This is a genomic window from Veillonella faecalis (assembly GCF_024677885.1).
GTDB classification, from domain to species: Bacteria; Bacillota; Negativicutes; order Veillonellales; family Veillonellaceae; genus Veillonella; species Veillonella nakazawae.
The window spans coordinates 428,641-454,762 of sequence record NZ_JALBWL010000001.1 but is presented as its reverse complement, the minus strand read 5'-3'; the positions used below and the strand labels follow the sequence as shown (position 1 = coordinate 454,762).

24 protein-coding genes are annotated in these 26,122 nt (G+C 38.2%); all 24 read right to left on the bottom strand.

Annotation, left to right across the window (positions count from 1 at the left end):
- Positions 1-83: 83 nt before the first annotated feature.
- A complete protein-coding gene (gene trmFO / locus MOQ65_RS02090) occupies positions 84-1,400 on the bottom strand; it encodes a methylenetetrahydrofolate--tRNA-(uracil(54)-C(5))-methyltransferase (FADH(2)-oxidizing) TrmFO (RefSeq protein WP_257846504.1) in 1,317 nt (438 codons plus the stop codon).
- Positions 1,393-3,774: a type I DNA topoisomerase gene (topA, locus tag MOQ65_RS02085; protein ID WP_257846503.1), complete on the bottom strand. Its 2,382-nt coding sequence runs from the start codon at positions 3,772-3,774 to the stop codon at positions 1,393-1,395. The genes trmFO and topA overlap by 8 nt, the downstream gene beginning before the upstream one ends.
- A complete protein-coding gene (gene dprA, locus MOQ65_RS02080) occupies positions 3,764-4,990 on the bottom strand; it encodes a DNA-processing protein DprA (protein ID WP_257846502.1) in 1,227 nt (408 codons plus the stop codon). The genes topA and dprA overlap by 11 nt, the downstream gene beginning before the upstream one ends.
- A gap of 8 nt (positions 4,991-4,998) precedes the next feature.
- Entirely contained in the window at positions 4,999-6,579 is a 1,581-nt protein-coding gene (locus tag MOQ65_RS02075; protein ID WP_257846501.1) for a YifB family Mg chelatase-like AAA ATPase, read from the bottom strand.
- An 11-nt stretch (positions 6,580-6,590) separates the two neighbouring features.
- Positions 6,591-6,989, bottom strand: a complete 399-nt coding sequence (locus MOQ65_RS02070; RefSeq protein ID WP_060924313.1) for a YraN family protein — start codon at positions 6,987-6,989, stop codon at positions 6,591-6,593.
- A gap of 277 nt (positions 6,990-7,266) precedes the next feature.
- A complete protein-coding gene (gene rnhB / locus MOQ65_RS02065) occupies positions 7,267-8,064 on the bottom strand; it encodes a ribonuclease HII (RefSeq protein ID WP_257846500.1) in 798 nt (265 codons plus the stop codon).
- Positions 8,057-8,962: a ribosome biogenesis GTPase YlqF gene (ylqF, locus tag MOQ65_RS02060; RefSeq protein ID WP_257846499.1), complete on the bottom strand. Its 906-nt coding sequence runs from the start codon at positions 8,960-8,962 to the stop codon at positions 8,057-8,059. The genes rnhB and ylqF overlap by 8 nt, the downstream gene beginning before the upstream one ends.
- 67 nt (positions 8,963-9,029) lie before the next feature.
- Positions 9,030-9,371: a 50S ribosomal protein L19 gene (rplS, locus tag MOQ65_RS02055; RefSeq protein WP_005377523.1), complete on the bottom strand. Its 342-nt coding sequence runs from the start codon at positions 9,369-9,371 to the stop codon at positions 9,030-9,032.
- Between the two features lie 131 nt (positions 9,372-9,502).
- Entirely contained in the window at positions 9,503-9,889 is a 387-nt protein-coding gene (locus tag MOQ65_RS02050; RefSeq protein ID WP_227720430.1) for a MarR family winged helix-turn-helix transcriptional regulator, read from the bottom strand.
- A 167-nt stretch (positions 9,890-10,056) separates the two neighbouring features.
- Positions 10,057-12,108 carry a glycine--tRNA ligase subunit beta gene (gene glyS, locus MOQ65_RS02045; RefSeq protein ID WP_257846498.1) on the bottom strand — a complete coding sequence of 684 codons (2,052 nt, stop codon included), beginning with the start codon at positions 12,106-12,108 and terminating at the stop codon, positions 10,057-10,059.
- Between the two features lies 1 nt (position 12,109).
- Positions 12,110-12,985 (bottom strand): glycine--tRNA ligase subunit alpha, encoded by an 876-nt coding sequence (gene glyQ / locus MOQ65_RS02040; RefSeq protein ID WP_039969172.1) that lies wholly within the window; start codon positions 12,983-12,985, stop codon positions 12,110-12,112.
- Positions 12,986-13,339: 354 nt separating this feature from the next.
- The gene (locus tag MOQ65_RS02035) at positions 13,340-13,705 is read right to left on the bottom strand and encodes a hypothetical protein (protein ID WP_257846497.1); all 366 of its coding nucleotides are present in this window, start codon (positions 13,703-13,705) and stop codon (positions 13,340-13,342) included.
- A gap of 1,102 nt (positions 13,706-14,807) precedes the next feature.
- Entirely contained in the window at positions 14,808-15,158 is a 351-nt protein-coding gene (locus MOQ65_RS02030; RefSeq protein WP_257846496.1) for a hypothetical protein, read from the bottom strand.
- Between the two features lie 134 nt (positions 15,159-15,292).
- Positions 15,293-16,612 carry an amidohydrolase gene (locus MOQ65_RS02025; RefSeq protein ID WP_257846495.1) on the bottom strand — a complete coding sequence of 440 codons (1,320 nt, stop codon included), beginning with the start codon at positions 16,610-16,612 and terminating at the stop codon, positions 15,293-15,295.
- Between the two features lie 132 nt (positions 16,613-16,744).
- Positions 16,745-17,206 (bottom strand): hypothetical protein, encoded by a 462-nt coding sequence (locus MOQ65_RS02020; RefSeq protein ID WP_005386525.1) that lies wholly within the window; start codon positions 17,204-17,206, stop codon positions 16,745-16,747.
- The gene (locus tag MOQ65_RS02015; RefSeq protein WP_119206430.1) at positions 17,199-18,002 is read right to left on the bottom strand and encodes a DUF3100 domain-containing protein; all 804 of its coding nucleotides are present in this window, start codon (positions 18,000-18,002) and stop codon (positions 17,199-17,201) included. Before MOQ65_RS02015 ends, MOQ65_RS02020 begins: the two co-directional genes overlap by 8 nt.
- A 233-nt stretch (positions 18,003-18,235) precedes the next feature.
- Complete coding sequence (recO, locus tag MOQ65_RS02010; protein ID WP_257846494.1) at positions 18,236-18,940, bottom strand: DNA repair protein RecO; 705 nt, start codon at positions 18,938-18,940, stop codon at positions 18,236-18,238.
- Positions 18,927-20,258, bottom strand: coding sequence for a hemolysin family protein (locus tag MOQ65_RS02005; RefSeq protein ID WP_178886011.1), 1,332 nt, complete (start codon positions 20,256-20,258; stop codon positions 18,927-18,929). Before MOQ65_RS02005 ends, recO begins: the two co-directional genes overlap by 14 nt.
- 54 nt (positions 20,259-20,312) lie before the next feature.
- A complete protein-coding gene (era, locus tag MOQ65_RS02000; RefSeq protein WP_005386518.1) occupies positions 20,313-21,212 on the bottom strand; it encodes a GTPase Era in 900 nt (299 codons plus the stop codon).
- Entirely contained in the window at positions 21,205-21,681 is a 477-nt protein-coding gene (gene ybeY, locus MOQ65_RS01995; RefSeq protein ID WP_178884903.1) for an rRNA maturation RNase YbeY, read from the bottom strand. Before ybeY ends, era begins: the two co-directional genes overlap by 8 nt.
- 2 nt (positions 21,682-21,683) lie before the next feature.
- Positions 21,684-22,697, bottom strand: a complete 1,014-nt coding sequence (locus tag MOQ65_RS01990; RefSeq protein WP_257846493.1) for a PhoH family protein — start codon at positions 22,695-22,697, stop codon at positions 21,684-21,686.
- A gap of 8 nt (positions 22,698-22,705) precedes the next feature.
- Positions 22,706-23,671, bottom strand: coding sequence for a tRNA modification radical SAM protein MnmL/YtqA (mnmL, locus tag MOQ65_RS01985; protein WP_105085669.1), 966 nt, complete (start codon positions 23,669-23,671; stop codon positions 22,706-22,708).
- Between the two features lie 39 nt (positions 23,672-23,710).
- Positions 23,711-25,549, bottom strand: a complete 1,839-nt coding sequence (locus MOQ65_RS01980) for a B12-binding domain-containing radical SAM protein (protein ID WP_257846492.1) — start codon at positions 25,547-25,549, stop codon at positions 23,711-23,713.
- A 63-nt stretch (positions 25,550-25,612) separates the two neighbouring features.
- On the bottom strand, positions 25,613-26,029 hold the full coding sequence (locus MOQ65_RS01975) for a DUF4229 domain-containing protein (RefSeq protein ID WP_257846491.1): 417 nt from the start codon (positions 26,027-26,029) through the stop codon (positions 25,613-25,615).
- Between the last annotated feature and the right edge of the window lie 93 nt (positions 26,030-26,122).

The window sequence follows — 26,122 nt, the reverse complement described above, 5'->3', positions numbered from 1 at the left end:
AGGTATGTGAATGAAGGATTTTTTATGTAAGTCATAATTTACGATTGACCTAACAAGCTAAATCAATACGTAAATAACTTATCTTATAAATTTTCTTTACCTTTTAATGCATCCAGTTCTTCTAATGCTCGATTAGCAATGAGTGCATTTTTCTCTTTTTTCTTACGTACTTTTTGAGGCCATGGATCCATGATGCCAAAGTTGACATTCATCGGTTGGAAGTTAGACCCTTCGTAGTTAGAAATATAGTGGCTAAGGGAGCCGATTGCCGTAGTTTTAGGGAAATCAATAAATGAGCGTTCCTCTAAATAACGTTCTACTTGAAGACCTACCATAAGACCACTAGCAGCAGATTCTAAATACCCTTCTACGCCTGTCATTTGACCAGCGAAGAATAGACGTGGTTCTTTTTGAAGTTGGAATGCATGGTTTAACAACTCAGGAGAGTTAATATATGTATTGCGATGCATAACGCCATAACGAACGAATTCAGCACTTTCTAGACCTGGAATCATACCAAATACACGCTTTTGTTCGCCCCATTTTAAATGAGTTTGGAAGCCTACCAAGTTAAACATGGTGCCTTCTTTATTCTCTTTACGCAATTGTACTACTGCATAAGATTCCTCATTAGTCCGTTTATCTACTAAACCAACTGGTTTAAGTGGGCCATAACGCAATGTGTCTTCCCCACGGCTGGCCATGATTTCTACAGGCATGCAACCTTCAAAATAGATTTCCTTTTCAAAATCCTTTGGTTGCACAGCTTCAGCTGTAGTGAGTTCATGCCAGAATTCTTTATATTCCTCTTCTGTCATAGGACAGTTAAGGTAATCTGCATCGCCCTTGTCGTAGCGAGATGCGGCAAATACTTTGTCGTAATTTAAAGATTCTGCCGTAACAATAGGAGCTGCTGCATCGTAGAAATAAAAGCCTGTTTCACCTGTTAAGGCTTTAATCTTATCTCCTAATGCTTCAGACGTAAGTGGACCAGAAGCGAAGATAACAGTGCCTTCAGCAGGTATGTCAGTTACCTCTTCATTGTGAACTGTAATATTAGGATGTCCCTTTACCTTCTCAGTCACCATTTCACTAAACAAATGACGATCAACGGCCAAGGCACCACCGGCAGGTACAGCAGTCGCATCAGCACATTCCATAATCAGGGAACCTAAACGACGCATTTCTTCTTTTAAAAGACCTACCGCATTTTCAATATTGCCAGCTCGCAAGGAGTTACTACATACGAGCTCTGCAAATTGATCTGTTTGATGCGCAGGAGAACTCTTCACGGGGCGCATTTCATATAAGTCTACATGAATGCCACAATTAGCGAGTTGCCAAGCCGCCTCAGAACCTGCTAGGCCCGCACCAATAACAATAACATTTTTATTATTCAACAGTTGTTTCCTCTTTTTTAGCTTTGCTAGACTTTTTAGATTCTTTAGATTCTTTTACAGTTTCTTCACTAGCTTCGCTTTTTTTCTTTCTTGTTTTCTTTGGTGGTCTAGTTGGACATGTTTCATTGGAACAGAACTTTTTAGTTGTACCATTTTTATATGTCTTTTCAACCATAATAGAACCACATGTTTCACAGAAATCATGGGTTGGTTTATCCCATAATGTAAAGTCACATTGTGGATATCGATTACAGCCGTAGAATAGACGACCACGGCGAGACTTACGCTCTACGATTTCCCCTTCCTTACATTTAGGGCAAGTTACACCAGTCCCTACCGTAATAGGTTTAGTATTTTTACATTCTGGGAAATTAGAACATGCAAGGAATTTACCATAGCGACCAAATTTATATACCATAGGGCTATGACAGAGTTCGCACGTTTCATCACTTTCCATAGATGCAATTTCAATGCGATCTACATCGCTCGCATCTTCTAGCTCTTTAGCGAATACTTCATAGAAATCAGACAATACCTTTAGATATGTATCCTTACCGGATGCAATAGCGTCAAGCTCTTCTTCAAGGTCTCGTGTAAAGCCAGTATTGATGATTTTTTCAAAGTACGCTATCAAGAAGTCTACTACTACAAAGCCTAGCTCAGTTGGAACGAATTGTTTATTCGTATTCTCTACATAGTTACGGCTTACGATTGTATCAAGAATTGGAGCATATGTACTTGGACGCCCAATTCCTAGCTCCTCTAACGTTTTGATGAGACTTGCTTCTGAATAACGTGGAGGTGGTTGTGTGAAGTGTTGTTCAGGCAATACCTCTACTGTATGAGCAGCATCATTCTTTTTAAGAGCTGGCAATTGAGGAGCATCTTCTTTTTTCGCATCTTCATAAACAGCACTAAAACCTGGGAAGATTACGCGAGAGCCTGTCGCTTTAAATGTGTAATCATCATGAACGGTCAATTCAATAGTTGTAGATTCGTTTTGTTGTGGTGCCATTTGGCTCGCCATAAAACGATTCCAAATCAATGTATATAATTTAAGCTCATCACGACTCAAGAAGGGCTCTACCATTTTAGGTGTTAACTCTAAAGATGTAGGGCGAATTGCTTCATGGGCATCTTGAGCAGAACCTTTTGCACCATACATATTAGGTTTAGAAGGATAATAATCTTCACCATAGTTATGAATAATATAATCCTTAGCCATGACCTGCATCTCTTTAGAGATACGCGTAGAGTCTGTACGCATGTACGTAATCAAACCTACGTGACCATAGGAACCGATTTCAAGACCTTCGTAAAGATGTTGAGCAATCATCATGGTACGCTTTGCACCAAAGTTCAACTTACGAACACCATCCTGTTGCAACGTAGACGTCGTAAAGGGAGGTGCGGCCTTACGAGAGCGCTTACGTTTTTCCACATTCGTTACTACTGCATCGGCTCCGCCTATAGCATCCACTACGGCTTGTGCATCTTTTTCAGTAGTAATATCGATTTTTTCACCTTTAATATGAGTCAATTCTGCTGTGAAAGCCTCTTTTTTAGGCGTTTCAAAATTGCCTTCAATAGTCCAATATTCTTGTGGCACGAAAGCTTGAATTTCTCGCTCTCTTTCACAGATAAGTCGAACTGCAACAGATTGTACACGACCTGCACTGAGGCCTTTACAAACCTTTTTCCATAACAAAGGACTCAATTTATAGCCTACGATACGGTCTAATACACGGCGTGCTTGTTGGGCATCAACCATGTTCATATCGATAGTACGTGGAGACTCTAAGGCCTCTGCTACCGCATTTTTAGTAATCTCATTGAACGTAATACGACATGTAGACGTTGGATCTACATTTAAAATGTACGCTAAATGCCAAGAAATAGCTTCCCCTTCGCGGTCAGGGTCAGTTGCGAGCAATACGGCGCTACTTTCATCGGCGTAGGAAACAAGTTCATCAATAACCTTTTTACGAGTTACCAAATTGCTATAACGGGGCGTAAAATCATGTTCGATATCGATGCCCATTTGAGACTTTGGCAAATCTCGTAAGTGGCCCATACTCGCCTTTACAACATAGTTAGGGCCTAAGAATTTTTCAATTGTTTTAGATTTAGCAGGAGACTCTACGATAACCAATACTTTGCCATCAGGATTATAAACGCGAGGTTCCCGTTGCTCTGGTGGCACGGACGTTTGTAATACAGATTTATCCCGTACAATCCCCATGGGAGTAAGGGCTTCTTTAGCAACCTTGCGCTTTATCGTAGTACTCTCTTTCTTAGTACTTTTCTTTTTAGTATCTTTACTAGTACTAGCTACTTTTGGCTCGCCAATAACGATTGATCGTTTAATGGACAAGTATATCACTCCTAGTCATATTAATATAGCCTCTCGGCGGTTGATGTTCTATAGCCCCTTCCATTTCTAACTCTAGTAATAAGGGCTGCAGTTGTTGTAATGGAATAGAGGTCGCTTTCAAAATATCACTAACTGTGATACAACGATCATGAGGTATTTCGCTCAAGATTAGACTCCTATCCACATTAAAGCTTAACATAGAGAGCCCTTGTGTATCAACACCCTGACCATGATTCACCATTTCATTACTATCTTTTACGCCCATTGTATCTCTTTTATTTGGTGGTGAAAGTTTTTCTTTAGCACTAAACATATCTCGCAATGTTAAATGATATTCCTTGACGATGTCCTCATAACCAGTTAATACAAAGGCTCCATTACGCATGAGGAATTTATTGCCATCTGCTGTATGGTCTAATAAATTACAAGGCACTACAAATACATCTCGACCTTCGCTAACAGCCATATCCGCTGTAATCAATGAACCACTACTTCCTTTTGCCTCTACTACGATTACACCTCTACTAAGGCCACTAATAATACGGTTGCGTGCAGGGAAATGCTTTGCCGATGGCGGTGTGCCTGGAGGATATTCAGATAGGAGTAACCCATTATTTGCCAGTACTCTATCAAATAATTTAGAATTTTCTCTAGGATAAACAATATCTAATCCACATCCCATAACGACAATGCCGTACCCCTGACTTGCTAGTAGTCCTTCATGGCTATGCGAATCGATACCACGAGCACCACCACTCACAATTATAGTACTGTATTTACCCAATTCTTTCCCTAACATTCTCGCCACATTCCGCCCATATAATGAACACCGTCGAGCCCCTACAATAGCAATACGGTTTAGTCTTTTATCTAATAAAGCTCGATTACCTCGCATAAATAATATAGCTGGTGGGTTATAGATTTGGTTTAACATAGATGGAAAATCCTTATCTAGAAAGGTAGTAACATCCATCTGATATTCGTCTAATTTCTGAATTATATAATCTAACTTTTCATCCTTAGCCGATGATGCTATAGCACGTTTATCAGCGTTAGGAATATGTGTATAAGGCTTTAAATTTTCAACCTTCTTAACGGCATCCCAAGCATCATAGGGCGACCCAAAATCCTCTATGAAACGCCGTACATGTGTGGCTCCCACATTATATAAACTTTGCAAGCCAGCAATATAAATAGTATCATCGTATCTAGTCATCTTTACACCTATTTACCTGTTCTAAACAACATAGCCTCGGAAATGTGATGAGGCTCCACTTGTGGATTTCCCTCAAGGTCCGCTATAGTACGAGCCACCTTTAATATGCGATCAAAGGCACGCCCACTTAAATGAAAGTGATCAAATATATTGCCCAATACACTCCATGCCTTATCAGTAATATTACATAGCTCACCTATGGCCTTGTGAGGAACGGCTCCATTAGAATTAAATTCTAAGTTTTCATAACGTTTCTGTTGCAAAGCAGTTGCCAACATAACTTGTTGCCTCATGCTTTCACTTGTCATAGTAGACGTCGAATTATCTAATAATTGTTCTAGTGTAGGTCTTTCAACGGGAATATGTAAATCTATGCGGTCCATAATAGGTCCTGACAACCGTTGCTGATAGTTTTTAACCATCGTTTCAGAACATATGCATTCCCTATGTGGGTCATGATAATAACCACAGGGACAAGGATTTGCGGCCAATATACAAATAAAATTGGCAGGATACATATAATTACCTTGAGACCTATTGATAGTAATTGTGCGAGACTCTAAGGGCTGCCTTAACGCATCAATAACTTGGCGCTGAAACTCTGGTGCTTCATCCATAAATAAAACACCACGGTGAGCAAGTGTGACCTCCCCAGGACGGCCTTGTATACCTCCGCCTACCATACTCGCTAAAGTGGCCGTATGATGTGGATGCCTAAAAGGCCTAGTTTTAACGAGTCCCTTATCACCGAGTAAACCGATCACATCTTGGATGCGACTTACCTCAACCATCTCACTCCAAGTCATAGGAGGCAATATGGTCGGTAATCGTTCAGCCATCATCGTTTTACCACCACCGGGAGGACCTATCATAATACAATGATGATGTCCTGCAGCGCTAATGAGCATGGCGCGTTTACCAAGCTCTTGACCTTGTACATCGCCAAAATCTACATCATACGTAGTATTATGGTTTTTATTATTCATCGTATCTGTTAATATCTCATCTTGATTTTTTCCTATTTTTACCTTTTTAGAAGTTGGAATAGATTTAGATTTAACCTGGTCTTCTAAGACGGTAATAATATTTTGTAATGAAGACTCGCCATATATAGTAAGATTTGGAATAGCTTTCAAATTATATCCATTTTCTACGCTTGTATATATAGTGTTGTAATCAGCTTCTAACCCTGTCAAGGACATCGCCAAGGTGCCAAAGGTCGGTAGCAGTGAACCATCTAAGGCTAGCTCGCCCATAAATAGACATCTACTCAATAAAGCTAAAATTTTCGCTTTACGCCCCTTTATCTGTCCCGATGCAATGAGAACCCCTAAAGCAATCGCTAAATCGAGTCCTGCACTACTTTTACGAATTGTAGCAGGTGCTAGATTGACTACGATACGCCTCATAGGGAAGTCATAGCCACTATTTTTGATAGCCGCCCTCACTCGTTCCCGAGCTTCCTTTACGGACTGATTAGGTAGACCTACGATATCAAATACAGGTAAACCTTGCGATATATCGACCTCTACTGTAATAATGCATCCATCTATGCCATGTAAGGTGGCTCCATATAGTTTTGCATACATAGGTAACCTCTCTAAAAGCACTGCGGCAAATAATGAATGGAACTTTGAAAGTCTTCATGCAAGTACACTTCGATTACATCAAAGGATAACTCTTTCCAGCGCCGTCTTTTCTGATGTAGATCATACAAAAATAACATGGCTGCCCGTTTAATATGCTTTTGCTTCTTCTTTGTCACCGCTTCTCGAGCTAATCCATGCTGCATTCCTCGACGGGCTTTAATTTCAATAAAGTGATACACTAAATCACGTTTAGCAATAATATCGATTTCACCTAATCTAGTTCGATAATTTGTATCTACGACAGTAAGGCCTATTTTTTCAATATATTTAATGGCCACTCGTTCACCCCATTTTCCAAGTTCCTTGGAATCGAGTTCATTAAATGCTTTACCCGTACTAATCGTTTTCATATATACCTCCTATATCGTGTAGTAACTACAATAACTTATAGAATAGTTATCACTCAATCTACATCTAAACTTTCAACAGGTAACACTTACTTGTAGCGTAGAGTATGGAGACTATAAAAGTAAATACAAAAGAGGTTCCTAATAGTCACATCGGTGACCAATAGGAACCTCTTTACGGTTATGAACTATATGCGATTTATAATGATACAACTAATACAATTAATACAAATATAGAAGTTAACTTAATAGTCGAATCATAAAATAAGTTTATTAATAATCACTTAGGTTTAACCCAACGAACGATAGATTTAATAGGTTCAAAGCTCTTGCGATGTAGTGGTGTTACACCTTGTTGTTCAACAGCTTCTTTATGTAACTCCGTATAATAGCCTTTATGAATACCAAATCCATAACCAGGGTATTCGTCATCAAGGCTCTTCATATATCGATCTCGCGTAACCTTAGCAATGATGGATGCAGCCGCAATATTAGCGCTTTTACTATCGCCCTTAATTATGGACTCCACAGGAATCGTCAAATCAGGCAATTTCATAGCATCGGCTACTACTGCTTCAGCGGGTACGCTGAGCGTCCGAATCGCCTCATACATAGCTTGACGTGTTGCTTCGTAGATATTGAGCTCATCAATCTTTTCTGGACCGTAAGAAATACAGCTTACTGCTACGGCTTCTTTCATGATGATATCGTAGAGGGCTTCACGCTTTTCTTCGGTTAGCTTTTTAGAGTCATTTAAACCAGGAATTAATGTCATAGGCGGCAATATAACGGCAGCTACCGTTACAGGCCCTGCGATAGGGCCACGACCTACCTCATCGACACCAGCTACATGATACATACCTTGATCGTAGAACATACCTTCATAGTCATACATGCTCATGAGCCGTTGTTGTTCTTTCAGCTCTTTTTCTTGGCGCTTAATATAAGAAGCAGCCAATTTTTGTACAGAACTACGATTGTCCTCTTGGGCTAAAGGCAAAATCTCTAAGGCTTGTTCAGTTTCAAAGATTGCCTTAATGTCTGCAACCTTTAATTTAGAAAAAACATCCTTATCCATTTTGTGTTTCCTCTCCATCTTCAGGATAGTATGGTTCTTCATCCACTTGGTCTAATGTAATGGTACCAAGTTTAGTGTTGCGATAGTCTTGCAAGATGATGCGGCGTGCTTTATCAAAGTCTACTACGCCACCACTTACAAGACAACCACGACGACGACCGATGCTTTCAAGAATCGTATCCACATCTGTCATCTCTTCTTCTTTTAATTTATAACGTTCTACCAAAATATTTGGCGTATTCGTCAATAAATGATTTAATAGCTGTTTCATTACATGCTCTAAGTCGTACACATCATCAGAAACAGCACCCGTCATAGCAAGGCGAGCCGCTGCGCGTTGGTCCTCTAATTTAGGCCATAAAACACCTGGTGTGTCGAGCAATTCAAGGTTCTTACCAATTTTAACCCATTGTTGACCACGGGTATGACCTGCTTTGTTAGCTGTACGCGTTGCTGCAGAGCCAGCTAAGGAGTTAATCAATGTAGATTTACCCACATTAGGAATACCTAAAATAATAGTACGCACAGACCGGCTACGAATGCCTTTTGCGACCCAACGATCGATGATAGGCTTGCTCAAACGCTCTACAGTAGATATTAACTTCTTATTCCCCTTGCCAGACTTAGAATCGATAGCCAATACTGTGATACCTTGTTTAGTAAAGAATTCGGTCCATTCCTTTGTGGCTTTAGGATCTGCTAAATCTACTTTATTTAACAATACGATATGAGGTTTCTGACCAACGAGTTCAGTGATTACAGGGTTCGCACTAGAGCGAGGAATACGCGCATCTAGTAACTCAATAACTACATCTACCTTTTTTATATACTCCGTAATCATACGTGTGGCTTTCGCCATATGCCCAGGGAACCAATGTACGATAGGTGAATCTGCCATAGTATTTCCTTTCATATCTAAATTTTAGCAAAAATAAAAGGCTGCCAACGGCAGCCTTTTATGAACATTAGCGTTTTTCGCGAATACGAGCAGCTTTACCAGTAAGGTTACGTAAGTAGTACAATTTAGCACGACGAACAACACCACGGCGCATAACTTCGATTTTAGCTAAGCGTGGGCTGTGAAGTGGGAATGTACGTTCTACACCTACACCGGATGCAATACGACGAACTGTGAAAGTTTCACGTACGCCACCGTTTTGACGTTTAATTACCAAACCTTCGAATACTTGGATACGTTCACGAGAACCTTCCACTACTTTTACGTGTACGCGAACTGTGTCACCAGCGCGGAAAGTAGGGATGTCTGTACGAAGTTGTTCTTGTTCAAGTACGTTAATAATGTTCATTGTTTCCTCCTGTTTGCAGACATTCAATACCTACACCTTATAGGCAGCGGACTGTCTCAAATTAACAGAAATATATTATCATAAATCACGTACTGTTCGCAAGTATTTTCTATATAATTTTGAGAAACTAATTATTTACTTAAGATTGGGCGCTTTAACTTACCTAACAAGCGGTATAAATCATCTTTTTCATCATCAGAAAAATCAGAAAATAGTACATTCAGAAATTGGTCATATGAATGTAATAATGACTTACCTAATCGTTTCCCCTCTTCAGTGAGCCCTACTACGGAAATTCGTTTATCCATATAATCGATGTGCTTTGTAACATACCCTAATTCAATAAGTATATCCGTCTGCTCTGATACTGTAGCAGGACGCATATTAAGAGCATCTACTAATTGTTTTTGAGATGCCCCTTCAGATCGCATATATAATTCTATAATTATTTTATCACGGGATTTTTCTTTACCACTTGGCACCTTACATAAGGCTTTATATAATTCATCATGATTCATGACAGTTATCTCCTCATACAACTTTGTATATTATAAGATATTCGCCATGGTCTCAAAAATTCCTGCATAAAATTTGTATATTCTTCGTAAAAGCAAAAGAGGTACCAAACGGTACCTCTTCTTTCATATATTACTGTAAAAGTTTTATCTATCTAATACCCAATATATTATTTTAATGCACTAATATCACCGATAATAGCCATTACACTATAAGCTAAACGAACGAGTTGTAAACGGTTAGCTTTAATAGCTTCGTCTTTATCCATAACCATTACATCTTCAAAGAATTTGTTAATGGCTGGAACCAAAGTAGCTGGAACAGCTACAACTGCAGCATAATCATTAGCTTCCCACGCAGCAAGACTTTCTTCAGATGCTTTAGAAGCAGCTTCGAACAATGCTTTTTCAGCATCTTCTTTCAACAAGTCGCTATTAACGCCTATATATTCCACATCTTTTACAAGATTGTACATACGAGTATAAGCTTGAACAAGCTCAACATTTTCATCAATACGATTTGCTAACAATGCGTTTACAAGACCTTCTGCATCAGCAACGGACAATTCATTGTTAGACAACAACAAGTCGATGACATGATGAGGAACTTCGCGATCAAGGAAGATGTTTTTCAAACGAAGTGTGAAGAATTCTTCTACTTGGCCAAGTAATTCGTCTTGTTTTTCAGCTGGTACATTAAGCAATTTCATAGAAGATTTGAAGATTGGACGCAAGCTGATGTTCCACTCACTACCAAGTAAGATGTTCAAAATACCAATAGTTTGACGACGCAATGCATATGGATCTTGAGAACCTGTAGGGATTAAACCACGGCTGAAAGTAGCAACGATGTTATCTACTTTATCGATGATGGACAATACTTTACCTGCTTCAGTTTGAGGCAATACATCGCCTGCAAAACGTGGTAAATATTGTTCGAAAATAGCTTCTGCTACTTCTTCAGATTCACCATCAAGTAAAGCGTATTCTTTACCCATTACGCCTTGTAATTCAGTGAACTCTGTAACCATACCAGTCGTAAGGTCAGTTTTAGCAAGCTCTGTAGCGCGTTCCAATACAACAGCTGCATCTTCGTGCAGGCCACATTCTTCACCAAATACACGGCCCAATTTAAGCAAACGTTCAGTTTTATCTGCTAAGTTACCAAGACCTTCTTGGAATACGATTTTAGTCAAACCATCTTGACGGTCGATAAGAGGTTTCTTGCGGTCTTCGTTGAAGAAGAATTTAGCATCATCAAGACGTGCGCGCAATACGCGTTCGTTACCAGCTTGAACTACTTCGATGGAATGATCGGAGCCGTTACGAACTGTTAAGAACATTGGCAACAATTTGCCCTCTTGGTCAACCAATGGGAAGTAACGTTGATGGTCTTTCATTGGTGTAATGATAGCTGCATCAGGAAGTGCCAAGTAGGACTCTTCAAAGCCGCCGCACAATGCTGTAGGCCATTCAACAAGATAGTTAATTTCTTCTAACAAATCATCATCCCAAACGATGGATGCATTTTTAGAAGCTGCCATATCATGTAATTGTTTGGAGATCAATTCACGACGTGCATCTTGATCAACCATAACAAAGTTTTCTTTTAATGTGTCTACATAGGATGCTGCATTCTTAATAGTGATTTCATCAGCACCTAAGAAGCGATGACCACGTGTTACATTACCAGATTTTACAGTAGCAAATTCTACAGGAATTACTTCTTCATCAAGTAATGCTACAAGCCAACGTACAGGACGTACGAATTTAGCATCTAAATTACCCCAATGCATGGATTTAGGGAAATTAAGACCTGTAATCAATTGTGGCAACATGTCTGTAACAATATCTTTTGCAGGTACGCCTGCCGTTTTAGTTTCAGCGTAAATATAGCCGTCTTCTACAACGAGATCAGCTACATCAAGACCTTTACCACGAGCAAAACCGATAGCTGCTTTTGTAGCATTGCCATCAGCATCATATGCGATGGATGCAGAAGGACCTTTATGACGTTCGCTGATTTCAGCAGATGTGTCAGCAAGACCTTTCACGATAAGAGCCAAACGACGTGGTGTACCGTATGTTGCAATGCTTTCAAAAGGAAGATGGGCATCATTTAATTTTGTTTCAGCCAATTGTTTTAATTGACCTAAGATATTTGGCATAAAGCCGGCAGGAATTTCTTCTGCACCGATTTCAAATAATAAATCCTTTGCCATCTTATTTATCTCCTTTCAAAAGTGGGAAACCTAATTCTTCGCGTTTAGCGAGGTATTGTTGTGCACAAATACGAGCTAATGCACGTACGCGGCCGATGAAAGCAGTACGTTCGCTGATAGAAATAGCGCCACGGGAATCAAGCAAGTTGAATGTGTGGGAACATTTCAATACATAGTCGTAAGCTGGTAATACATAGCCGGCTTCGCAAACGCGTTTTGCTTCTGCTTCATACATATCAAATAATTTGAAAAGCATATCTGTATCTGCTAATTCAAAATTGTAAACGGATTGTTCTACTTCGTTAGCATGCCAAACGTCACCATATGTAACGTTTTCATTCCATTTAAGGTCATATACGTTTTCTACGCCTTGAATGTACATAGCCAAACGTTCTAAACCGTATGTAATTTCTACAGACACTGGTTTACAGTCGATGGAACCAACTTGTTGGAAATATGTGAACTGAGTTACTTCCATACCATCAAGCCATACTTCCCAACCAAGGCCCCAAGCGCCCAATGTTGGAGATTCCCAGTTATCCTCTACGAAACGAATATCGTGATCTTCCGCATGAATACCAAGAGTTGCCAAGGATTGTAAGTACAATTCTTGGATATTATCTGGAGATGGTTTCACAATAACTTGGAATTGATGATGTTGGAACAAACGATTAGGGTTATCACCATAACGACCATCTGCTGGACGACGAGAAGGCTCTACATAACATACAGCCCATGGTTCAGGACCAATAGCATGTAAGAATGTAGCAGGGTTCATTGTACCTGCGCCTTTTTCAATGTCATATGGATTTTGAACGATACAACCTTGATCGCTCCAGAATTTTTGTAGATTTAAAATAATCTCTTGAAATGTCATTGCTGCCTCCACTTTACACAACCGACATAAAATCAACCATTTCGTTACAAACAAAAAAGTCCCTGTAACGAAAAACGTTACAGGGACGAGTATACCCGCGGTTCCACCCTATTTGGCTTGCGCCCTCTTTTTTCTATGTTGGCCTTTACTAACAGATACCTGCGTTCCTGCCAATGCTCTACAGCGCCTTCAACCAAATGTGAGCTTACACCATCCTCACTCGCTAGAGAGGTTTACTACTCTGCTTCATCGCATATATTATACACAATATTGTAGCAATATAGAGGGAAGAATGTCAATCTTTCAGAGTATATAATTGTCTGACTAGAACTATTAAAAGCAATAAACCTAGTTCTAGATATATATCCCATAAATATACTTCATAAACAAAAAAACTAATACACCTACTAATACAGATAAGACAAATAATGCTAAGAAAGTACGAGTCAGAATCCATCCTCTTTTTTCATACTCCGTTAGTGTTCCAGCTTTATTTTTACGCCATAAGATATAAGTACCTATCATACCTATTCCAAGCATAAATAGTGCATTAAAGTCCTCAATGAATTTAGGTAAACCAAAATATGATTCTATTAAAATACTTATTAAGAAATAGTTGCCAATTATTGTTAAAAGTGTAACCTTCCGTGTACCCCAAGATTTAATCATATAATAATTAAAACCTAAAAGTAAAAATATATTTACTATTTGTTTTTCCATTTGTCTGCTTTCTAAGAAGATATTAAGGTCATAAAATAAATAAGATTCCAATTATTCTAAAGTATATTAAATTTAATAACTTAACTATTTTTACATTCATATATGATTATCCAATTTCTTAAATTATAAAAGTCATACTAATGTCCTCATCATACAATCAATCTTATTATATTTTTAATATACAGAATATATAAATACACTAATAACCCATGTTTGATTAATATGAAGTTAGATTGAGAATAAAATAGCCATTAAAAATAACAATATAGTAAATAGAGAAAATAAGTAATAAGTCCATTTATTATCACTATTTTTAAAAATTAGTGAAAACAGGTATGTACTAAATGATAACAATAAAAACTCAATTAGGTACTTAAATTCTTTATTTATGGTATCTAAGAACTTTAAATCTGTAAAAAGCACAAATAAAAATATACCAAAACTAATCAGCCTAAATTTTTCATTTATGTCCTTATTAGATTTTTGGATATATTGAATTACGCTATAGGCAAATGCTAAAAACAAGGATATAGTAGCAAAATAATATATTAATTTCATTGATTCTATTACACCTCATTTTTACTTCTTCATCTGTGGTAATATTTTTTACAAGGCTTATAGCTCAAAAACTAATTTTAATAAAGCAAAAATAATAAGCCAGCATACAAAAGTAAGGCCATAAGATCTATATTTTAACTTACGACCTTTAATTTAGTCATACATTATTTTTCCCATAATAGAGAATAATAGAATCAAAAAGATCAAATAAAATGCTAGCTGTATCATTTATCCAAACTTCAAATTTTGAATTAATACTATTTATATATTTAAAATTGCTTTCAATATACCAAAGAATATTAACCAACAAACAAAAAATGCTCCATAGAAATCATAATGGATTTCGGCACCGGTCATATAATCATACCCCATACTGTATATAAGAGAAATTAAGTTGAATAATGCAAATGCATAGAAAAATATTTTTTTTATTGTAATCATTTTAATTTTCACCTAAAAAACAAAAAATGAATTTAATAATACTATATTTACTACATACAATATTATTTTTTTCATAATATAAGCCTTTTTTACTTATAGATATTTAAACCTGATGTAAAGCTAGTAAATCAACATCGTTATAAACTAATGTCAATAAATTATAGTTTTGATCTATTGAAAATATTCCTTTAAGACCACCTGCATCAACAAATGAGTAAGTACTATCATCAATTTTATAGAATTTACTTTCTAAGGGTACAAAATATTTGTCTAATGCTAATCCGACCTTCTCTGCCTCTTCTTCAGAACACCCTAAAACATCTCGTACACGTTTAAAGTATGGCTTGTGAACATTTTCTATTCTGTCTTCTATTATTTTATTTGTTTTTTTATATGTCTTAAATCTATAGATTAGATATAAGATAGCTAGTAGTAAAGCAAGATTCTCGTTCATAATCTCCTATAAAAATATACTAATATATACATTAGTATATAAGAAATAAACTTAAATAAATCATTATAGTTATATAAATAAATTGTAAACCACCTATCAAAGATAATCAATGTATCTTCAATAGGTGGTTTATTTTACTCACCCTTAGCAATACGGTCTAAGAGTTCAATATAGCTTTGTTTATTTAATGCTGGTGTAAAGTTGTCTAATACATCTTTAGCGCCTGCTGCGTCATCGTATAGCAAGTCTACGATTGTCATAGCCAAGGCTTGTGCTGTTTTAATATACGCTACATCAGGTACAGAGATTTCATATTCTGCACTGTGTAGTACACCACTGATACAGCCAACCCATGGGTGGATAACCGGCATCAAGTGAGATACGTCCCCCATGTCTGTACTAGCTGTAATATGTGGACCTTGGTATACATTGGATTCACCAAAGATAGGATTGGAATTTTCTCGTAATAGAGCATTCATACGTTCATCATTACGCATCGGTAAATAACCAGGGAGGTCGTTGATAACACATGTGGCCCCTACTGCATCGCCACCAGCTTTTAATGCTCTGTTAACACGATGGTTACCATCTACAATAGCTTGAATATTAGAGGCACGCACATAGCTTTCAACTTGAACATAATCCGGCACACAGTTTACCAATGTACCGCCTTGATTAATAATTGGGTGGAATCTGAAATAATCGCTTTCTTTGAAAGTTTCACGAATGGAGTTAACCCCCATAACGCCCATTAAAGCAGCATTAAGAGCATTGATACCTTCATGAGGTGCTTGAGCGGCATGAGCTACCTTGCCATGATATTCAATCAGTTTAGATACAAAACCATTGGATGTACTGCCAAGCCCCATTTCACCAGCTGGTGTTTTGGCAGTCTCCACATGCATTTGCATAGCCATATCGATATCATCGAAAGCACCTTCATAGATAAGTTGTTGCTTACCGCCCATATACTTGAGTTTACCTTGTTCACGCAATTTATTGCGGTAATCAATTTCAATCATTTCCTCTGCAGGGACAGCAAATAGTACAACATCGCCTGCTAATTCGTCCATCACTGCTTGTAGACCTATAGCTATGGCAAACATATTGGTAATTTGTACATTATGACCACAGCAATGAGCAGCCCCTGTTAAATCATCGGCACGAGGATGGCGAGGACAGAGAATGGCATCTAATTCCCCCACCATTGCAACCGTATATTTACTATCTCGGCCTTTCATTCTACCTTTTACACCTGTCAGTGCATGACCTGTAGTATAAGAAATGCCAAGTTCATCAAACATAGCTTGAACCTTTTTAGAGGTTTTTACCTCTTTAAAACCCAGCTCAGGTTCAGCCATAATAGATTCTGCTAATTCTCGTAAACGCGGTTGTGCATCAACAATAGCTTTACAAACACGTTGTTTTACTTCTTCCTTTGTCATACAGCTCATACTATCTCCTTTATAAAATCGACCGTATAAAATACGGTCGATCATATCATCATGATGAATAGATATCTTCTAAAATATAAATTTATAATTATATCTTAACATAATTTAGACATCTAACATTATGATTTGGTATTAAATTAAACCTTCTAAATGAAGTACTAATTGGGCTAATGCTGTTGCACAGATAAAAGTACCTGCTGTTACAGCTAGTGCAACAGGAATAATGCGCCAAGATAAGCGACGGAATGCACCAAGGTCTTTCCCTAAGGATAAACCTGCATAAGCAAGTACTGGTGTTGTAGTAGCAAGAAATGTAACTTGGCTAGTTTTTGCTATAATCCATTCTTGGCCAGGCATTCCTGGTAAGGATGCAACAACACCGACTAAGGAAACCCAGAATACCATAGGTAATTTATTAGCATACGGCAAATTAGAGAGCAATGCACCAATTGTAGCAAGGACTGCTAAGATAGCTACGCCAACTAAACTATCGCTAAATAGATGTTTACCATCCATTACATTACCTACTGCAGTGATGATAGCAGCAATACAAATAACGATGACAAACTGTGTTAATTTTTCACTTTTACTCATGATTTGCTGCCTCCTCTGCTAAATCCTGTTCACGGGTACGACCTGTAAAGAAGTTGTATGTTTTTTCCATAACTGGTAAAGAAACAAATAGGCCAAAGTATACGCCTAGAACGGTAGTCAACAAGTTTGCAGCCCCTGCAAGAGCCATAATTTGTTGTTCGTAATCTGGATATACTGCAATGATTGGAGCCGTAGCGGCAGCCATCATACTAGCACTACCTACGCCAGCGCCCATAGCTAATGCCAATGGATGGAACCATCCAGATTGTGCCAACATACCAGCCAATACGGAGGACCACATAGCACCGATAAGAACGCCACAGATGTACATGCCCATAACACCACGGCCCTCAGGAGAGCTAAAGCCAAATTTGTCGATAATAATTGCTACGTTCGGCTCACGGTCTACGGAGTAACAAGCACCTACTGCTTCTCGACGCATACCTACTAATAAAGCTACTGGTAAACCGAATACAATCGTACCAAAGAAATGCCCAAGCTCTTGTAGTAATAATGCCCAGCCTGCACTTGTAAGAATACCAAGATTTGGACCGATACCTAAACCTACTTTTACCATCAAGATCATAACGGCAATACCGATATAATCTGCAGATTTTTCCATCTGTTTAATAGTAAGAATTTTAAACTTAGGAATAGAAATTAATAAACCTAGAACCAATGTGTACAATAATGGCAATAATACAACGGGACCTAGTTTTTTTATGCCTATAAATTCAGCGACTACAGTTAGTACGAGCGCTAGAAAATGTATTTTGAGATTTCCCAAAAGCTGCATAATGACCTCCTATAAAAACATATAATATAACATTGTTATATTATAAATAATTGTTATTAAAAGTGTCAACTACAGATGTACATATGTCTATCGGTATTATATTTTTTCATACGTATCTTGAGATACAGAAAATATATACTAGTTATGCTTACTGAAAAATGATATATCCATTCAACATCTCATAACATATAAAAATAGGCAGTTTGATTTCTCAAACTGCCTTTTAACTATCATTAAATTATGGAATTTAAAAACTTAACGCTTTGTAATGGTTTACCGATTTCGTGTTCGCAGTATGCAAATAGTAGTTTTTCAAGTTCCTTCCAAATTGTTTTGGGAAATTCTAAAGGCGTATCTTCGCCCCACTGGTAAGCGAGAATTTGTGGTAATCCGGCTTTTACAGAGTGAGAAATGCTAAGGTTCGTTGTTTCTTTCACCTGTATCCAGAATGGATCGATACCATCTTGATGTAAAAAAGCATTAGCACTAGGCACAACACCTGCGAGGGATAGTAATTGCCATCCTAGCATTATCGTTCCTAGCTGTACATTGCGGCGCCGTATTTGCTTGGAATAGTTTACAACGGTATCAAACACCTTGCGATCTACATCATACATAGCAAAAAGTTCTTGAATGAGCTCACTGGCCACTGCAGCATAAGCAATATTATCTAAATTAACATCTAATGATTCTACCACATAGGAACCATCAATTTGTGTAACATTTACATATTCACCATCAGGTACGACCGTTATATACATGGCACTAAAGGGACGTAAATAGGAACTATTACGCATGGTCATCATACGCTTATGCGGTATAGATGCACGAATGAGTCCTAAGCTAGGTGTGATAAAGGTAAATACAGAGTATAGCTTATGTTTTTTTCGACTAATAACGATGGCAGGTGTGTTAAAACCACCATTAAGCTTCTTCATGTTCTTCTTCCGTTGTTTCCTCTTCAGGTAAAGGTGTTACTTTAATACGGGATACGCGATAGCCTTGCATTTGTGTTACTTCAAAGGTATATCCCAATGCATCCACAGTATCACCAACAATTGGTGTCCGTTCTAAGAGACCAAATACATAGCCCCCAATTGTATCAGAATCGGAATCGTCGATTTCAACGTCCATCATTTCCTCTACTTCGTCTACGAGGACCTTGCCATCAAATTCGAAGGATCCATCTGCATAAGCAATTTTAGCTGGTAAGTGTGGTTCATGTTCGTCTTGAATATCCCCAACGAGCTCTTCAATAATATCTTCAAGGCCTACGAGACCAACCATACCACCGTATTCATCTACAACAATAGCTTGATAGATACGACGAGTTCTCATGTATTGTAGCAGTGTGGATAACTTCATTACCTCTGGCACAGTTAAGATATCACGTTTTACATTACGCAAATCCTTGCGCGCTTGGTTAGGACGTTCCATAAGATCCTTAATATGAACTAGACCAATAATATGATCCTTATCCTCTACACATAGAGGATAACGCGTATGTGCTTTAGAGCGAATAAATTTCATCGCTTCATCGTAACCATCTTCAACGAAAATACAGTCCACATCTTGACGCGGTACCATAACCTCTTTAGCTCTACGGTCTACAAAGTTAAAAACATTGTCGATCAACTCTGATTCCACTTGGTCTAGTTGACCTTCTTCATGGCTTCGAGAGATCATCATACGAATCTCTTCTTCAGAGTACACAAGGTCTAGCTCTGTTAAATATTTTGTTTTGTAAAAGCCCAAAATAACAGTGGATATTTTGCTAGCAATCCAAATGAACGGATATACCAAACGACCAGCAGCTACTACGATACGGCTATAGGTATTTACATACTTTGTTGGGAACGATAAGCCCAATGCTTTAGGTACGATTTCACCAAAGATTAAAACGATTAAGCTAATTAATAACAATAACAGTATATCTAGTACGAAGTGCATCCATGTACTATGCACATTAAATACCGCTACAAGTTGATCTACGGTATTATCAAATACAAATGTACCAGTGCCCGCAAGGGCTAAGATAAAGAATAGAATCAAAAACTGTGTAGTATTTAAGAAATACTCAGGGTTTTGATAGAGCTTTAATAAAAACTCCCTATCCTTCTCTAAAAGGATATCCATATCCTCAACATGCTCTTTACGAAGACGAGCAAAGGAGAACTTTGCGACCACAAAAAAGTTAATTAAAAATATACATACAAGACCAAACCCTATGGGTAACAGGCCATCTACACTATCCATCTTAATTCCTTTCATATAATAGGGAAAACGAGTTAGTTTTTATTATAGCAAAAATTATTTTCTATAACCAAGTTCAGATAACATGCCGGATTTATTGCGCCAATCCTTTTTAACCTTAACCCAAAGGTCTAGGTACACCTTTGTAGCCAATAGTTTTTGAATATCTACACGGGCTTCAGCACCGAGTTGTTTCAACAAGGCACCTTTCTTACCGATGATAATGCCCTTTTGAGAGTCTCGTTCACAGTAAATAGTAGCACGGATATAGGTTGTACCATCATCACGTGTTTTCATTTCATCTACGTCTACAGCGATAGCATGAGGGATTTCATCACGTGTAGCCAATAGAATTTTTTCACGAACAATATCGGAAATGATAAGGCGTTCTGGTTGGTCCGTAATCATATCCTCTGGGAAGTATTGTGGACCTTCCGGTAATGTTTCTTCTAATACATTTAGAACTTCATTTAGGTTCTCTTTATCCTTTGCAGAAATAGGAATAACCCCGGCAAATGGATATGCATCTTGATAAGACACGATGGCTTCTAAAAGCTCTTCTTTTTTTAGAGTATCAATCTTGTTAACAACTAAGAAAACAGGAACCTTTACACGTTTTAATTGCTCTATAATAAAGTTATCACCAGGGCCGCGTTTTTCATTGCCTGCTACTACAAATAAAACAGCTTCCGTTTCTTTCAAGGACTCAATGGCAGCATCTACCATGAATTCACCTAATTTATGTTTTGGCTTATGTACACCTGGTGTATCCATGAAAACGATTTGTTTTGCTTCATCTGTATATACACAGATAATACGGTTACGCGTTGTTTGAGCCTTATCGGATACGATAGCGATTTTGTCGCCAATAAGGGCATTAATTAATGTAGATTTACCAACATTAGGGCGTCCTACAACGGCAACAAAGCCAGATTTAAAATGTTCGTTCTTATTCATTATATGGTGCATCCTCCCGCACATAACCGAGATTACCTAAGATAAATTCTTCTTCAGTACGCATCTCTTTTTTATCTTCGTCGTTCATATGGTCATAGCCTAAGATATGTAAGCAACTGTGAGTCGTTAAATACGCTAATTCTCGTTCAAAGCTATGTCCATATTCGATAGCCTGTTCACGAGTGCGCTCTAAAGAAATAATCATATCACCAAGTAAGTGATGTTCCTCTTCACTGCCTTCGTAATCATCCCCTTCATTAAGGGCAAAGGACAATACATCGGTAGGTCTATCGATGCCGCGATATTCTTTGTTAAGCTCGTGAATCTTAGCATTATCGCAGAGCAAAATACTCATTTCATCCTCTTCAAGACCATATACGCGACTCACTTCATCACAGACCTTGCGTATAACAGCCTCAATATTGGAATCCTCTCGAATTCCTTCATCATAGCTAATATGTATATACATGCTTATCCTTTCGCTACATGGTCTTTAGATGCTGCGTTAGTTTCCGCAGTCTCACCAGCTAATTTACGTTCATGATACTGATCGTAAGCTTTTACAATACGACCAACTAAATCGTGACGAACAACGTCTTGATCGCTAAAGTAAACCATATTAATCCCCGGTACATGACGCAATACCTTTTCAGCCTCGCCAAGACCAGACACAACACGTGGTGGCAAGTCAATTTGTGTCTTATCACCGTTGACTACCATTTTAGAGTTGTTACCTAAACGTGTTAAGAACATCTTCATCTGCTCAGCCGTCGTATTTTGAGCTTCGTCTAGAATAACGAAGGCGTTTTCTAAGGTACGACCACGCATATATGCTAATGGTGCTACCTCGATAGTACCGCGCTCCATAAAGCGTTGTACTTGCTCGATGCCAAACATTTCATGTAATGCATCATAAAGAGGTCGCAAATAAGGATCTACCTTGTCTTGTAATTCACCAGGTAGGAAGCCTAATCGTTCACCAGCCTCTACAGCAGGACGAGTCAAAATGATTTTATCTACATTGCGGTTTTTTAAATAGAATGCGGCTAACGCTACGGCTAGGAATGTTTTACCTGTACCGGCAGGGCCTATACCAAAGGTAATGGTATTTTTACGGATGCTATCAACATAGTATTTCTGACCTTCCGTTTTAGGCGTAATATTTTTACCTCGCATATTAACGGATAAGGTATCTTCAAACATAGTATGTACAGCATCAGCTTTACCGTTCGCTACGAGTTTGGCCGCAATACGAACTTGGGACTCAGTAATGGTACTACCTTCACGATATAAAAATACCAGTTCCTCTAACGTACGATACAGGGCCTCTACTTGCTTTTCATCGCCCTTGATAACCACAGTATCCCCGCGTGCCACTACATCTACAGAGATGACTTCAAGCATCATATGCAAATATCGATTATGTTGACCTAGTATGGATTGTGCTAGGTCATATGTAGGAAATGTAAATACTTGTTCGCTCATACAACCTCCTAATCTATAAACTTACGAACGGCTTTGCCGTTTAAATAATCACATAAATCACCTTGATGGGCATCCAGTTCGTCTAATTTATCATCAATTAAGTCTTGTACGCGCCACCAACCCATAGACCAATTTGTAAAGAGTGTATTATCTTCAGGCGCTCGCCCAACAAGACGCTGCAGTACAATGTCAGGGTGTAAATGACGGATAAAGTTGACTACACGGTCAGCATATTCTTCTGCACTGATTAAGGTGAACTGACCTTCTTGGTACCACTTAGCCATCAATGTATTTTTCACAATATATAAGGCATGTAATTTAACTTGATCCACACCGAGGGCTGATAAGATACGGGCCCCTTCGATGGTATCTTTCATAGTATCCCATGGAAGATTTACTATCATATGGGTTGTTACATTAAATCCATATCTCTTAATCCGCAATACAGCATCAATAAACTGAGCTAAATCATGACCTCGATTAATTTTCTCTAATGTATCATAATTGACCGTTTGCAATCCTAATTCAATATAGATATCCTTTTGAAAGCGATCTCTAATGTCAGCCAATATGTCTAAATATTCATCGGCAATACAATCTGGTCGCGTCGCAATAGCAATGCCTACTGCTTCGTCGATGCAGCCTTGCTCCATGTAGCTTTTAAAATCATCAAGTCCCAAATAGGTATTACTAAAGTTTTGATAATAAGGTATAAATTTTTTCGCCTTATATTTAGGACCTATGTGAGCAATGTTTTCCTCTAATTGCATGCGCACTGTCATCCAAGCAGGACGATTTTCATAGCCCGCACCGATTTCACCACAAAAGGTACAGCCCCCTACGCCGGCTGAACCATCTCGATTTGGACACGTCAGCGGTAAGGCAACAGGCAATTTATAAACCTTTTCCCCATAGGTTTCTTTATAATATTTAGATACCATGCGGTATCGTTTTGGTCTCGTTGTATCGGTCATAACACTCCTATTTAACTAACCAATCATCGCTTGTGAAATTTAACAAGCCTCTATTTCAGGACGTATAAACGGTTTTACCTCTTTATTAACGTCGATAATTACTGTAAATGGTGTATTAGGTACATTCTCTATACCTAATACATGTGCCGTGTCTTCAGACATTGGCATTTCTACATATTGTTGGCGAATTTTGCGCCATTCTTTGAAGGTATAGTTTGGAATATACTGAGATGCAATCTCTTCGTTGCGCCAGAATGATTCCCCTTCTTGTAAAAGTTCCTTTGTTTGCTTCGGCAAACCAACGGCTTCGCTGCGAACCTTACCACGATAGCTAACAAGTGTATCATACTGTAATAATTCAGCTGCTACTTTGTCGCCTTTAGACAAGAAGAAATTATATAAGAACTCGATTTGGTCAATGTCTTTTAAATTAACCTTGTGATTACCAGCATCAAGCCATGCCTGTGTCATTTCACAGAAATAAGAAAAAGCATCTTTTTTAGGCTCCACTTTAGAAGGATCATACTTTTTCATAGGTGGTACATGATTTGTTACTGTATCTTCACCAGTTATAGATGTGTCAGTATGTTCCTTTATGAGCTTGCTACCAATATAGCCAAAGACAGTTCTAAAACGCTCACTATTATAGAAGCGTTCAAATACATCTTCAAAATGCTTTAAAAAGCGTACATCATTATATGGTAATACATGAGTGCTCAAAACCTCATATGGCGCTAACGGATCACTAATATATTGGTATTCCTTCATGCGGCGTACACCAGAGCCTTTTAATAGTTTCAAGAATCCTATTTGTAGCGCATGAGGTTGTAAGCTAAATAAATCGTTAAAGGATAATCCAAATCGCGCTTTATTTTCATAAGGTAAGCCTACAATTAAATCCATATGTACATGTGTGCGTCCCGCCACAATAATAGGGCGAATTGCCTTTTGAATGTACGGCCAATCATTATATCGATTGATAGCATCTAAGGTCTTTTTATGTGTACTTTGTACACCCACTTCGATTTGAATACGCCCTGGTGGTGTTTCACAGAGAATATTTGTTTCCCATTCTGTCATGAGCTCAGGTTCCATTTCTAAATGGAAGTTCGTCTCTGTATTGGCATCTCGCATAAATTCCATCAACGGACGATGGTGATGTGGTGCACAGTTAAATGTTCTATCTACAAACTTAACTTGCTTTACCTTATGGTCGATAAACCATTGTAATTCTTTAAAAGTTCGCTCTTGTGGGAAGAATCGCACTGTATTCTTATTGCCAGATAAGCAATACTGACAAGAGAACGGACATCCACGAGAGGACTCATAGTAGATAATTTTATGTTCTAAATCAATCATATCCTCTTCTACATATGGAAATGGAATAGTGCTAAGATCTTTAACCTCTACGGCCTCAGTGGATCCCATAAGTTGACCTGTAATATGGCGCCCACGAACGCCAGCAATTTCCTCTGTAAGGCCATCCTTGCCATTTGTTAGTGCGCTAATGAGTTTATAAAAGGCTTCTTCCCCTTCACCTTGTACAACATAGTCTACAGCATGGCAACGATTTAGAATTTCATCGGCAGTGAAAGATACCTCCGGACCGCCTAAGATAATTTTAATATCTGGTCGAACTGTTTTCACCATGTCCACCACATGTAAGGTCATTTCAATGTTCCAGATATAGCAAGCAAAGCCCAATACATCTATATTGCGCTCTGTAATATCGCTAAGAATATGTAAAACAGGCATATTAATAGTATATTCTACTATATCGTATGCCTGTCCGTGAGCCTGCCCGTAGGCTTTGAGATACCGCAAAGCCAGGGAGGAATGTATAAATTTTGAGTTTAATGTGGATAAAACTACGTTCATAGGTCCCCTTTAAATCATCGAATGGCTCAGCCACCGTCTAGTCATAATATATATATTATACCATTAAAAGAGCCCAAAGATAAAGGAAAGAATAGCCCCCACTAAAATGACAACCCCTACTACAGAAAGGATAATGCCACCGAAGAATACAACAGCTGCTAAAACAACAGCTAATATGATAATCAAAATGATGCGACTAAGCCAGCTTGTGCTATTAAAGCTATACACCTTAACATGAGGGCCATATTGATTGTACTCTTCACTGCGTTGATACTCTTCATTCATATTACTAGGTGTAGAGTCCACATGAACAGAGTCCCCTACCTCTTCAATGGTTACACCATCAAAGTCACGGCGTTCATCATCAGATAATACCCGTGTATTTGGCTCTCCAAAGTGAGCATTACTACCAAAGCTATCACTACGTTCATTATTTGTATATGTATTTTGATTGTTATTTGTATTGTGTTGATCAGACATCGTTACGTCCTTTATATAACCAAAATAATAATTAATTTTATACAACTTATTATACCATATTTCTCTGATAAAAATGCAAATAAATATCCCCTA